The 12,189-nt window shown below is 70.6% G+C and carries 7 protein-coding genes and 1 tRNA gene; 7 read left to right on the top strand and 1 reads right to left on the bottom strand.

Annotated features, from left to right (window positions below; translation table 11 throughout):
* Nucleotides 1-202: 202 nt before the first annotated feature.
* From ACFUPX_RS01525 to ACFUPX_RS01495, 7 genes are read left to right on the top strand one after another with little or no spacing between them, the layout of a single operon-like run.
* Nucleotides 203-1,564, top strand: a complete 1,362-nt coding sequence (locus ACFUPX_RS01525) for a B12-binding domain-containing radical SAM protein (protein ID WP_383313982.1) — start codon at nucleotides 203-205, stop codon at nucleotides 1,562-1,564.
* Nucleotides 1,565-1,595: 31 nt separating this feature from the next.
* Nucleotides 1,596-2,411 (top strand): hypothetical protein, encoded by an 816-nt coding sequence (locus ACFUPX_RS01520; RefSeq protein WP_383313979.1) that lies wholly within the window; start codon nucleotides 1,596-1,598, stop codon nucleotides 2,409-2,411.
* A gap of 5 nt (nucleotides 2,412-2,416) precedes the next feature.
* On the top strand, nucleotides 2,417-4,273 hold the full coding sequence (locus tag ACFUPX_RS01515; protein WP_383313977.1) for a B12-binding domain-containing radical SAM protein: 1,857 nt from the start codon (nucleotides 2,417-2,419) through the stop codon (nucleotides 4,271-4,273).
* Nucleotides 4,270-5,307 (top strand): TauD/TfdA family dioxygenase, encoded by a 1,038-nt coding sequence (locus ACFUPX_RS01510; RefSeq protein ID WP_383313974.1) that lies wholly within the window; start codon nucleotides 4,270-4,272, stop codon nucleotides 5,305-5,307. Before ACFUPX_RS01515 ends, ACFUPX_RS01510 begins: the two co-directional genes overlap by 4 nt.
* Nucleotides 5,308-5,357: 50 nt before the next feature.
* Nucleotides 5,358-9,269, top strand: a complete 3,912-nt coding sequence (locus ACFUPX_RS01505; RefSeq protein WP_383313971.1) for an amino acid adenylation domain-containing protein — start codon at nucleotides 5,358-5,360, stop codon at nucleotides 9,267-9,269.
* Complete coding sequence (locus tag ACFUPX_RS01500; RefSeq protein ID WP_383313968.1) at nucleotides 9,262-11,103, top strand: non-ribosomal peptide synthetase; 1,842 nt, start codon at nucleotides 9,262-9,264, stop codon at nucleotides 11,101-11,103. The genes ACFUPX_RS01505 and ACFUPX_RS01500 overlap by 8 nt, the downstream gene beginning before the upstream one ends.
* Nucleotides 11,100-11,924, top strand: a complete 825-nt coding sequence (locus ACFUPX_RS01495; RefSeq protein ID WP_383313965.1) for a phytanoyl-CoA dioxygenase family protein — start codon at nucleotides 11,100-11,102, stop codon at nucleotides 11,922-11,924. The genes ACFUPX_RS01500 and ACFUPX_RS01495 overlap by 4 nt, the downstream gene beginning before the upstream one ends.
* Before the next feature lie 70 nt (nucleotides 11,925-11,994).
* Here ACFUPX_RS01495 and ACFUPX_RS01490 read toward each other — a convergent pair.
* Nucleotides 11,995-12,082 (bottom strand) — tRNA-Leu (locus tag ACFUPX_RS01490).
* Nucleotides 12,083-12,189: the final 107 nt, after the last annotated feature.

Genomic DNA, 12,189 nt, shown 5'->3' with positions numbered 1-12,189 from the left:
CTTGACGGTACTCCGTCACACATGCTAAAAATTCAATTTCGCTTGGATCGTCTGTACGCAGCCCCAACCGCCTCTCCCTGGAGGGAAATTGCGGGTCGCTTTTGTGCATACGCCCATGTCTACCGTTCCTATTGCACAGCGCAAAGACTTCTGGCGAAATTTCGACATTCAGTACCATGCGGCGCACCCGGGACTCGACCACATGCGGAAAAACATGTGGGAGCTTCCGCACTGGATGCACTGGCTGGGCGGAGTGCTCGTCGCGCACGGCTACACCGATATCGATGTGGTCGATCTCTACACCGATCCGAACGCGTTCACGCAGCCGGGGCTCATGGCCGTGGACGCCGTCGAGGCGGCCGTGCGCCGGCATCCGGCGGACGTCTATCTGTTCTCCCCGATGACCGTGAACCTCTGCTACGCGTACGAGATCTCGGACGCCGTCAAGCGCGTCCACCCCGCGGCCCACGTCGTCTACGGCGGGGTCGTCGCCACGCCACTGGCCCACGAGGTGGCCGCCCATCCCAGTGTCGACTACGTCGTGGTCGACCGCGGTGAGCAGGCACTTCCCGCGCTCCTGGACGCCCTGGCCGACGGGCGCGAGGTGTCCGGTGTGGGCAACCTGGTGCACCAGCGCTCCGACGGCTCCACCGTCCGGACGGCACACCGCTATCCGCACCTGATGCCCGCCGACATCCCCTTCCCCAAGGTGGACCTTTTCCCCACGAGTACCGGCGAAGACATTCGCTACTTACGCCAGGTCTACGCTCTCGGCTGCCCCTACAAGTGCACGTTCTGCACCATCCAGACCATCGGTCAACGCCCCGACTATTTCCCCCTCGACCGCGTCCTCAAAGAGATCCGCGCCTACCGGTCCCGCTACGGCGGTCGGCACAACATCTATTGGGGCGACGAAACCTTCACCCTGCACCCGGATCGCACCCTCGAACTCCTGGAACTCCTGGAGCAAGAAGGCGACATCAATTACGACTGCCAGACCCGGCTGAATTGCCTGACCGACGACCGCATTTTGCACAAGCTGAAGAGCAGCGGCTGCCAATGGGTGGAGATCGGCCTTGAGACCGCCGTCCAGGAAAGTCATGAGACGCACAAGCACCACATGAAGCTGAGTGCGACCAGGGAAACCCTCAAGAAAGTCAGGGACGCCGGGCTCGCCGCCTGCGCCTTCACCGTGAACGGCTTTCCCGACCAGAGCACCGACGACATGCGGCGCAGCATCGACTGGGTATGCGAACTGCTCGACGACGACCTGCTGCAGGCGACCTATCTCTTCGGTCTCGTGCCGTATCCGGGAAGTGCCATGTTCGAGCGCCCCGAGCGTTTCGGGATGAAGCTGCTCCACCGTGACTTCCGTCTTTACCACGAGGATCTGCCACCCGTCTTCGCGACCGACAAGGCCACCCCTGACCAGGTGTACGACGTGTTCCTGAAGGGCCAGGAGCTGTTCGCGCAGGCCATGGACAAGACCCCGTACTTCGGTTCCGCGCCGTCCCCCGGCACCGCCGACGAGTACGGCACCTTCTGGGCCGATGCCCACGTATAGCCTTCCGCGGCCTCGGACAGACGGGAGCACCATGACTTCTTCGCGATGGCACGTACTGCGGCAGGGCGACGGGGGCCTGATCCTCACGGTGGCCTTCGACGCCGGGCGCGGGGATGCCCGCTTCGCCGACCTGGCCTCCTTCCTGGACGGGCGGCACGTACTGGAGGCCGTACCGAGGCGCGGCACGGTCGAAGCGCTCCTGCGGGAGGGCGTCGGCGAGTACGTGACGCCCTGGCTCGAGGCCGTCAAGGAGCGCGGGCAGCCGGTCCTCGCCGTGCTCGGACACTGCGCGGGCAGCGGACTGGCCCGCGAACTGGCCGCACGGTTACGGGTGTTGGGGCTGGGCGAGCCCTCCCTGATCACCTTCGATCCGGTCCTCGTCGACAGCCACACCCTGGGCGAGGACTACCGCACCGCCGTGCGCACACTCGCCGCCCAGCTCTCCCCGCAGGACCTCGACACCGCCATCGCGGCGGCGCGAGGGTGCGACGGTGAACCCGCGGCGACCGGAGCGGACGTCCTGCCGCTCGCCGAGACCCTGGAGAGGGCCTACCGGGAGGCGGTGGCCGCCGCCTGCGAGCGCCTCGCCGTCGATCCGGCGGTGCGGCAGCAGCTCTCCGACCGCTTCTCGCACTACCTCGCCTACCTCGCCGCGGCCGCCTGGACCTACGCGCAGCCCCCGCCGGCGGACACGCCACCCGCGACGACCGTCCTCTCCGCCACCGGCGGCATCGGCACCTGCGCCGCCGACCCGCGCGGCACGACCACCCGGTTCACCGTGGACCGGAGCCGCCTGCTCGCGGACCCTGAAGTCGCCGCGTACGTCTCCCGCGTGATGGGCGGGTGACGCTCATGGACCCCGCACCGCTCGCCGTCCCGGAGGCCTTGGCGCGCAGTGTGCGCCAGGCGCGCGCCGACCGGATAGACCGTGAGCTGTACGAGGAGGAGAAGCGCTGGCGGCTGCGCCCCGGCGACGGCGAGGATCCGCGCACCGTCTCGCGGGAAGCCCTGCACCGCGAGGCCGCGGTGGAAGAGGGGATCGCCGCCCGCCTCGGGCCGCCCGCGGCCGGTCCCGAAGACCCTCGCCGTCAGGAAGAGCGCCGGCGCATCAAGTACTTCCCGGTGCTCTTCGTCAGCGCCCCGCACATCGAGGAAGGCGCGACGGGCGCGTTCCCCGGCATGCCGACCCCGCTGCTCTACGCGACCTGCGTCCTGGACCGGATGCTGCGCATCGACGAGTTCCCCGGCGCGCGGGTCCCCGAGGTCGTGGCCGTCCTCAACCCCCCTGCCTACTCCCCCGCCTTCGAGAAGGAGCTCGTGGACTGCCTGCGCGAGCACCGCCCGGTGGTGGTCGGCATCAGCAACCTCTCCGAGGGCCACCACTTCGCCCTGCGCATCGCGGCGACGGTCAAGAGGGAATGTCCGCAGGCCGTCGTGCTGCTCGGCGGCCAGCACGAGGACGCCGTGAACCCGGACGCCTACCGGGCGGCCTCCCGCCGCGTGACCGGGATGAGCGGCCGCAGGCAGGAGAGCCACGACGACTTCCGGATCGGCGCGGAGGAGCTCGGCAGGCTCGCCGCCCTCCAGACGTTCGCCCGCCCCGAGGAACGGGAGCTGATGGACATCGTGTTCGCGGGTGACTCCGCGTTCGCGCTGCCCGAGGTCCTCAAGGTGGTGGCGGACTGCCTGCCCGCCGACGCCGAGACCGTCAAGAAGCGCCTGCTGGCCGACTCGGACCGGATCGCCGAACTGCCGGGCGTCGGCGCGCTGTTCACGTACGACTGGAGCACGCGGCGCATCGAGTCGATGCCGCTCAGCGGCGTGCCGATCGACGGCGACCGGCTGCCGTACATCGACGTGTCCCGGCTGACGCACGAGAACCGCTTCCCCGTCTTCGGGCATCGCCGCACGGCGCAGATCATGGCGTGTCTGGGCTGCAAGTACGCGTGCTCCTTCTGTCACGAGTCCGCGGACGCGTTCCTCTACGAGCAGCCCAAGATCCGCCAGCGGTCTCCCCTGCACGTCATCGGCGAGATCCGGCTGCGCATCGACCAGGGCTTCGAAGCGGTGTTCTTCGACGACAGCACCTTCACCCAGAACCCCCGCTGGCTGGCCGAGTTCCTGACTCTCCTCGAAGACCTCGCCACCGAGCACGGCACGTTCGAATGGGGCTGCCAGACCACCGTCAACGACGTGGACCGCGACCTGCTGGGGCGCATGGCCGCGGCCGGTTGCAGCTACGTGTACTTCGGCGTCGAATCGGCCGAACCCGACGCCGAACGCGTCCAGAAGGTCCGTCAGTTGCTGCTGGTGGCACAGACCGACTGGACCGAACGCTTCCGGAGCGTGGCGCACTGGTGCCGCGAGGCCGGGATCCGGGTCGGCACGTCCTTGCAGTTCGGCCTCGGCGAGACGACCGAGCAGCGGCTGCTGACGCTCGACCTCATCGCCGAACTGCACCGGGCGGGCTGTATCCCCGACGGCTGCGTCGCCCTCAACGTCAACAGCCCCTACCCCGGCACCCGCCAGTGGCTCCAGATGCTCCAGTCGGGCGTCGCGCTGCCCGACTACCGCGAGAAGCTGGTGCGCCACCCGGCCTTCGAGACCGCGCACCAGTTCTCCGCGATCACCGGCGAGGACGTCGAAGCCCTGTATCTGCTCGCCGCCGACCGCCTCGGCCGGGCACTGCACCAGGAGGAACCGGCGTGACCACACCGCGCGGGAGCATGCCAGGCCCCGACGGCCTCAGGCAGGCGGTTCCCTCCCCCGTCAGCTTCACCCCCGCATCGCTCGTCACGCACGCACCGCTCGGCGCCCCGGGCGAACCGCCGCTGCTCATCCGGCCGACCGCCGCCGGTGTCGACGTGGCGGCCTGGGCCTCGCGTTCGAGGGCGTGGCTCGACGAAGCGCTCGACGACCACGGCGCCGTACTGCTCAGAGGGTTCTCGGTCACCACCACGCACGACCTGGAACGCCTCGCCGACGGGCTCATCGACCAGTTGTACCGCGACAACGGCGAGCATCCCCGAGCCTCGCTGAGCGGCAGCATCGTCTCCCCGGTGTTCTTCCCGCCGGAGGAGAAGCTGCTGTGGCACACCGAGAACTCCTTCAACGACACCGGGCCCGCCCGCATCATGTTCTGCTGCGCGCGGCCCGCCGCGTTCGGCGGCGAGACCCCGATCGTCGACAGCCGGGAGGTGTTCCGGCGGCTCGACGCGGACCTGCGAGCCGAGTTTCTGGCCAAGGGCGTGATGTACGTACGCAATTACGGCACCGGGCTCGGGCTCGGCTGGCGTGACGTGCTGCGCACCGACGACCGGCGCGAGGCCGAGGAGCGCTGCGCACAGCAGGGCCTGCGCTTCGCCTGGGATGGCGACCGGCTGCGCACCGAAGCGGTCCGCCCGGCCGCCGTCCGGCATCCGCGAACCGGCGTGTGGTCCTGGATCGGCCAGGCCCAGCACTGGCACCCGGCCTGCCTTGACCCGGCGACCCGGACGGCCCTGGAGTCCACCCACACGCCGGACACGCTACCGCGGCAGTGCCACTTCGGCGACGGATCCGTGATCCCGGACGAGGCGATGGCCGAGGTGTGCCGGGTGTACGCCGATCTTGAGGTCTGCTTCCCCTGGGAGAGGGGCGATGTCCTGGTGCTCGACAACATCCTGGTCGCCCATGCCCGGAACCCCTTCCGGGGGCCACGCGAACTCCTGGTGGCCATGGGCGACATGGTGCGGTTCGCATGACGGGGCAGGAGACCGCCGAACGTGGGCCCCGGAGTGGATCGGACGGCCGAGTGGAGGGATTTCGGCTCTCGTTCCAGCAACAGCGCATCTGGCAGGCGTACGGAGCCTCGGACCCCGCAGGGGCCCAAGCGCGCGGCTGGGCCCAGGCGCTCCTCCACGTCGACGGCGCCGTCGACCCGAACCGGCTGGCCGACGCACTGCGTGCGGTCACCGAACGCCATGGCGCGCTGCGGACGCGCTACCGCCGTGTGCCGGGGGCGAACACCGCGCTGGCGGACATCGGCGGGGAGAAGGGTGGGGGGAACGGCGGGGAGAGCCGGGGAGACATCGAGTGGACGGTGCGGGACCTGCGCGGGTTGCCGCCCGAGGACGTCGCCGGACACCTGGACGCCGCGGTGCGGGCCGAGCGTCTACGCCCGGCGGGCATCGACGACGCCGCCCCGCTGCGTGCCCGCCTGCTCAGGCTCTCCGACCGGCGGCACGCACTGCTGATCACGACCTCCGCCCTCTCCGCCGACAGCCGGACCCTGCGCGGACTCGTGGCCGGGCTCGCCCACGCCCTCGCCGGTTCTTCACCGGACGCCGCGCCTCTCCAGTACATCCAGTACGCGCAATGGCAGCAGCAAGCCGACGCCGCCGAGCCGGTGGCCGATGACGACGTGCGCGACGTCCACGACACCCACGACACCCACGACATTCACGTCGACGAGGCAGCACACTCCGGCCCCCTGCCCCTGCCCCTGCACCGTCCGCTCCCAGCAGGCGACGCCACCGGAAGCGGCGTCCTACGCCTCGACGACACGGTGCCGCCCCTACTCGCGCAAGCCGTCCGTACCTGCGCCAAACAGCACGACGTACCACCCGAAGTCGTGCTGCTCACCTGCCTGTTGGCTCTTCTGCGCAGGGTCACGGACCGGCCCGACGTCAGCGTCACCACCGCCCTGCCGGGGCGCCCCTACGACGATCTGAGCGATTGCGCCGGTCACTTCGCGCATTGGTCACCGCTGCGCACCCGGCCCGGTTCGGCCACCACGTTCTCCGGCCTGCTGGCCCAGGTCCAGGCCGAGAGGGCTCGCTCCGAGCGCGCCGCCGAGCGCCTGCCTGCTTCGTACGCCACCGGCCCGGCCGACCGGACGGTCGCGTTCGAGGCGAAGGAGGAGGCACCCGCCGAGCATGCCGACGGCGTCACCTTCACCCTGGTCTGGGACGACGTCGAGGCCGAGCCGTGCGCACTGAGGCTGGAAAGCGTCACGGGCCCCGACTCACTGTGTCTGGTGTGGCGCTGGCACCAGGGCGAGTTCCCCGCCGACTACGTACGCGGCCTCGCCGGGCAGTACCTGACCCTGCTGGAAGGTGTCGTCGCCGATCCGTCGGCCCAGCTCGCCACCGTCAGCGTGCTCGACGAGCACAGCCGCGCCCTCGTACGGGCCGCTGCCGACCACGGCCGCGCCACTCGGCAGCCGCCCTCGTGCCTGCACCGGATCATCGAGCGTCAGGCCCGGCGTTCGCCGGACGCGGTGGCGGTGGTGGACCCCGGGGCCCGGCTGACCTACCGGCAACTGGACGAACAGGCCGACCAAGTGGCCCAGATGCTGCGGAAGCACGGGGTGGGGCCCGATCAGCCCGTGGCGATATCCATCGGGCACACCCGTCACCTGCTGGTGGCGATGCTGGGCGTACTCAAGGCGGGTGGCGCGTATCTGCCGCTCGATCCGGAACTGCCCGAGGCGCGGACCCAGGACATGCTGTCGCGCTCGGGGTGCGTCCTGATCCTCACCGGACCGGACACGGCGCAGGACCAGGCGGGCACGATCCGCTGTCTGCGCGTCGACGGACGGCCCGCGACGGAGCAGCGGGTCGGCCCGCAGACCGAGGTGACGCCGGAGAATCTCGCCTACATCTTGTTCACCAGCGGCTCCACCGGCGTCCCCAAGGGCGTGATGCTGCCTCACCGGGCCCTGGCCAACTACGTCCTCTGGGCGGCCAGGACCTACGTCCACGAGGGCGGCACAGGGGCCATGGTGCACTCATCCGTGGCCTTCGACATGACGGTGACCAGTCTGTTCGTGCCCCTGGTCGGCGGGCGCACGGTGCACCTCGACCCGGCCTGGCGCAACGTCTTCGGCCTCACCGGTGAGCTGGGCCGCCGGGCCGGACTCGACCTGCTCAAGGTGACTCCCTCCCATCTGGGCGTGATCAACCACGCGCTCGATCCCGCCGACACCTCCGGAGTCGCGCATTCCCTCGTGCTGGGCGGCGAGAACCTCTCCTGGGAGCACGTCGCGCCCTGGCGCCAACACGCGCCGACCACAAGGATCTTCAACGAGTACGGGCCCACCGAGGCCGCGGTGGGCTGCACCGTCCACGAGATCACGGCCGATGACCCCGCGGTCGGTGACGTGCCCATCGGCAGACCCGTGGACGGCAGCGACGTCTACGTCCTGGACGGCCGTCTGGCACCGGTGCCGGTCGGGGCGCTGGGCGAGATCTGCGTGGGCGGCATCGGCCTGGCGCGCGGCTATGTCGCGGATGCGGCCGGGTCGGCGGAACGCTTCGTACCGCATCCCTTCTCCGAGGTGCCGGGCCAACGCCTCTACCGGACCGGTGATGTCGGCTACTACGCCCCCGACGGATCGCTGCACTGCCTCGGCCGCCGGGACGAGCAGATCAAGGTCCGCGGCGTCCGCGTGGAACCGGCCGAGATCGAGCGCGCGCTGCTCACCCACCCGTCGGTCCGCGAGGCGGCCGTGGTGCTCGGGTCCGACGGTACGGACGGCGGCCTGCTCACGGCGTTCCTCTGTGCGTCGGCCGAAGGGGCGCTCGCGCCGTCGGAACTGCGCGGCCATCTCAGTCAGCGGCTGCCGGCCGTCATGGTCCCCGCCTCGTACGTCTGGCTCGACCGGTTGCCCCTCACGGCGAACGGCAAGACCGACCGGGAGGCCCTGCTCGCAGCCGATGCCCCGCGCGACATCGGCGCGCGGCCGGCGGTTCGGCCGGACGACGCCCTGGAAGCGCGGGTCGCGGCCGTCTTCGGTGAGCTGCTCAAGATCCCGTCCGTCGGAGCGGACGACGTCTTCTTCGACCTCGGCGGCCACTCGATCCTCGCGGTGCGGCTGATCGCGAGGATCAACGCCGTGTTCTCCGCCGAGCTGCCGGTATCGGTGCTGTTCGAGGAGCCGACGGCGGCGGACGGACCTCTGGTCGACCCCGCGACACCGAGGGCACTGGCCGCACTGCTCAGAGACGCCGGTGGAACGGACGGAGCTGAGGGAGCCGAGAGAGCTGAGGGGGCTGAGGCAGGTATGCGTTCGCGCGCCCTCGTCACGCTCCAGAGCCGGGGCGACGGGACCCCGCTGTTCTGCGTCCACCCCGGCGGCGCGGATGCCATCGGCTTCCGGAACCTCGCCGGCGGTTCCGTGGTCCGGCGTCCGCTGTACGCCCTGCACGACGGCGCCGACGCCGCCGACGCCGCCGAAGCTCAGGCTCCGGAGACCGACGTCGAGGCGCTGGCCGCGCGTCACCTCGCGGTGGTCCGCGAGGCCCGGCCGCACGGACCGTACCTCCTGATGGGCTGGTCGATGGGCGGTCTCGTCGCCTACGAGATGGCCCAGCGGCTCACCCGGCTCGGGGAGCGGGTCGCGATGCTGGTCCTCGTCGACAGCTACCTGGGCCAGCAGCTCCCGCCCGACGCCGGATCGGCTCCGGGCGACGCGCACGGGCGTGCGGCCCTGCGGTACCGGCCTGCACCCTACGCCGGTCCAACAGCCCTGTTCCAGGCGCAGGAGAGCGACCAGCGGATGCGTACGGCGGCCGGTGCGGCCTGGGCGCGACTGTGCCCGGCCCTCTCCCCGCCCCGCGTCCTCGCGGGCGACCACTACTCCCTGCTGGACGAGCCGTTCGTGTCCGCCCTGGCGGCGGAGATGGAGAAGACACTTCAGGAGGCGGACGCCCCCCATGCCTGACGAAGCCCGTCCCACGGCGGCCCCACGACCGGGAACAGTGCTCCAGTACTTCGACGACACACGCCGCGCGTGGCCCGACCTGCCCGCGGTGGAGTACCAGGGCCATCAGTTGTCGTACGAGGAACTCGGGCGCGCGGCAGACGAGTTGGCCACGCGCCTGCGAAGCCTCTGCGTCGCGGGCACGGTCGTCGGCGTCCGTACCGACCGGTCCTTCCGGCTCCCGATCGCCATCCTGGCCGCGCTGCGCGCCGACGCCGCGTACATGCCGCTGGACCACGCCTACCCGCAGGCGCGGCTCGACTTCATGATGCGGGACAGCGGCATGCGCGTACTGCTCACGCACCGCACCCCCGCGGGGCTGCCGCCCGCGCCCGCCGGGACGAGGGTCGTACTGCTGGACGACGACACGGCAACCGCCCCACGCCCGCGCCCCCAGGCAGCCCCCGTCTCCACGGCCACCACCGACGACCTCGCCTACGTCATCTACACCTCGGGGTCCACGGGCACGCCCAAGGGCGTCGCCATGCCGCACGGTCCGCTGCGGAATCTGATCAGCTGGCAGCGCGAGACGTTCACGAGCGGGATCGGCGACCGGACCCTCCAGTTCGCGGCGGCGAGCTTCGACGTCCACTTCGAGGAGATGTTCAGTACGTGGGGCACGGGCGGCTGCCTCGTGCTGATCGACGAGGAGGTACGCCGGGACTCCCACCGGCTGCTGCGTTTCCTCGACGAGCGGCGGGTGCACCGCGTGTTCATGCCGTTCGTGGCCCTGCAGTCCCTCGCCCACACGGCCCAGGACGTGGGCCGTCACCCGCGTTCGCTCCACGAGGTCGTCTGCGGGGGCGAGCAGCTCTACATCACTCCCGCCGTGCGGCAGTTCTTCGGCGCCCTTCCCGATGTCGCGCTGCACAACCAGTACGGCCCTTCGGAGACGCACAACGTGACGGCCCTGCGGCTGACCGGCGAGCCCTCGTCCTGGCCGGAGCGCGCCCCCATCGGCCGGTCCATCGCCGCCGCGCGCGTGCGGGTGGTGGACGGGCGGGGCGACCCGGTTCCGGCGGGCGTCACGGGTGAGATCGTCATCGGCGGGCCGGTGCTCGCCCGCGGCTACCTCAACCGGCCCGCCCTGTCCGCGGAGCGTTTCACGCCCGATCCGCTGGGGCCCGCGGGATCACGGGTGTACCGGACCGGGGACACGGGCCGGGTCGACGCCCAGGGGCGGATCCACTTCCTGGGCCGGGACGACGGGCAGGTGAAGATCCGCGGGTACCGCGTGGAGCTCGGCGAGATCGAGTCGGCGGTCAGGGCCCTGCCGGAAGCGGCCGACGCCGCGGTCGTGGTGAACGAGAGTCCCACGGCGGGCAAGCGCCTGGTCGCCTACGTCGTGTATGCCGCGGGCGGGACGCCGCTGCCCGGCGATCTCCGGGACCGGCTCGCCGAGACCCTGCCCGAGTACATGCTGCCGGTGGCGTTCGTCCCGGTGGACCGGCTGCCCCTGACGCCCAGCGGCAAGCTCGACCGCCAGGCCCTGGCGGCCCGCGAGTTGACGCTCAAGGGCAGTGGCGTCGGCTCGGCCGAGGACGGCGTCCAGCATGAGCTGACGCTCCTGTGGGAGGACGTCCTGGACGCGAAGGACATCGCGTTCAACGACAACTTCTTCCAGCTGGGCGGCACTTCACTGCTGGCCGCGGTGCTGACGTCCCGGATCAACGAGCGTTTCGGCGCGTACGCGGACCTGGAGACGTTCCTCTCGCGGCCGACGATCTCCGCGATGGCCGAGTGGATCGGCGAGCGGTCGGACCTGTCCCAACAACCGGTGAGGCTGGATTCGTGATCGACACTGACGACGGACATCTGCCGGACCTGATCGCGGAGTACGAGGAGAAAGGCTGGTGCCGCTCCCCGTACCGGTTCACCGACCCCGCAGTCGACCTGCTCCGCGACAGCCTGGACGCCGTCTGCCGCCGAGGCGGGCCGGAGGTGGTCCACGAGCGGGGCAGCACGGCGGTCCGCGCGGTGCACGGCTGCCACGAGTTCGACGAGGCGTACGCGACCCTCGTACGACACCCCTATCTCCTGAAGCTGGCCGAAGCGCTGACGGGGACGCCGGTGTACGTCTACCAGTTCAAGGTCAACCTGAAGCAGGCCCGCGAGGGCCGGGCATGGCCCTGGCACCAGGACTTCGCCTTCTGGAACGCGGAGGACGGCCTGCCGCGGCCCACGGCGGTCACGCTCGCCGTACCGCTGGACGATGTCCACGAGAGCAACGGCCCGCTGATCCTCGTACCCGGCTCCCATCGTCTGGGGTACCTCGGCCCCGGCAAGATCACGCCGGGCGGCAACGGGGACTGGCGCAAGAACTTCGAGGCCGACCCCGAGCACACGATGGAGCCCGGCCGTGCCAGGGAGCTGGTCACGTCCTTCGGCACCGAGCGGGCGACCGGCCGGGCGGGCGCGATCCAGGCCTTCCACCCGAACATCGTGCACTCGTCGTCGGACAACGCGTCGCCGGACCGGCGGGCGCTCCTGATGGTGTCGTACAACTCCGTCGACAACGCACCGCCTCATCCGACCCGCCCCGAGTTCCTGGTGGGCCGCACGACGGATCAGCTGAAGCCGAAGTGGGACGAGCGATTCGCCCTGGAGGCGGGCTGACGCACGACAGAACCCCACGGCACGACAGAACCCCACGGCCTCAGAGAGACCGTGGGGTTCTGTACTGCTGTGGTGTCCGAGGGGGGACTTGAACCCCCACGCCCGTTAAAGGGCACTAGCACCTCAAGCTAGCGCGTCTGCCATTCCGCCACCCGGACTAGGTGTCTGCCGTTCGCGGGGTGTTCCCCGCGGCGACATGGACAACAATACCAAGCTTTCGGAGTGCCTTTCACCTGCGTATCCGTACGCCGCCGGGCGGATACCC

The organism is Streptomyces sp. NPDC057302 (assembly GCF_042667685.1).
In the GTDB taxonomy this organism is placed as follows: domain Bacteria; phylum Actinomycetota; class Actinomycetes; order Streptomycetales; family Streptomycetaceae; genus Streptomyces.
The sequence above is the reverse complement of the archived record's forward strand: the minus strand, read 5'-3'. Positions and strand labels throughout refer to the sequence as shown.